Source organism: Burkholderia sp. BE17, from assembly GCF_009362305.1.
Classification (GTDB): domain Bacteria; phylum Pseudomonadota; class Gammaproteobacteria; order Burkholderiales; family Burkholderiaceae; genus Burkholderia; species Burkholderia pyrrocinia_C.
This window is the reverse complement of the sequence record NZ_WHNU01000113.1, coordinates 1-586: the sequence shown is the minus strand read 5'-3', so window position 1 is coordinate 586 and position 586 is coordinate 1. Positions and strand designations below refer to the sequence as shown.

The following is a 586-nucleotide window of genomic DNA, read 5'->3' as shown; positions in this document are numbered from 1 at the left end:
AAGTGGCTAGTCTAACCGCAAGGAGGACGGTCACCACGGTAGGATTCATGACTGGGGTGAAGTCGTAACAAGGTAGCCGTATCGGAAGGTGCGGCTGGATCACCTCCTTTCCAGAGCTTCTCGCAAAATTGAGCGCTCACGCTTATCGGCTGTAAATTAAAGACAGACTCAGGGGTCTGTAGCTCAGTCGGTTAGAGCACCGTCTTGATAAGGCGGGGGTCGTTGGTTCGAATCCAACCAGACCCACCATTGTCTGACGTGTCGGTGATCGTTGGCGCTTTAGCGCTTACGAGTACCTCAAGCCGACCGGCTCACACCTGAGGATACCTGTACATGGGGGGCATAGCTCAGCTGGGAGAGCACCTGCTTTGCAAGCAGGGGGTCGTCGGTTCGATCCCGTCTGCCTCCACCAATCACCAACGCTAAGAGCTTGGTTCAGACGCTGAACCGAGAATTTTGCATTGGCGATTGAGCCAGTCAGAGTGATACGTAGTAGGTATCGGCTGTCGTTCTTTAACAATCTGGAAGAAGTAAGTAATTTGGATAGCGGAAGCGTCTCGAGATGGACGTGGAAACTATCCGGGTT

At 53.1% G+C, this 586-nt stretch carries 2 tRNA genes and 1 rRNA gene; all 3 read left to right on the top strand.

The features are described 5' to 3' along the window. Positions 1-110: ribosomal RNA gene (locus GD429_RS40055) — 16S ribosomal RNA — on the top strand; the annotation flags it as partial. A gap of 62 nt (positions 111-172) precedes the next feature. Beyond that, positions 173-249, top strand: a tRNA-Ile gene (locus GD429_RS40050). A gap of 87 nt (positions 250-336) precedes the next feature. Then, positions 337-412 (top strand) — tRNA-Ala (locus GD429_RS40045). Positions 413-586: the final 174 nt, after the last annotated feature.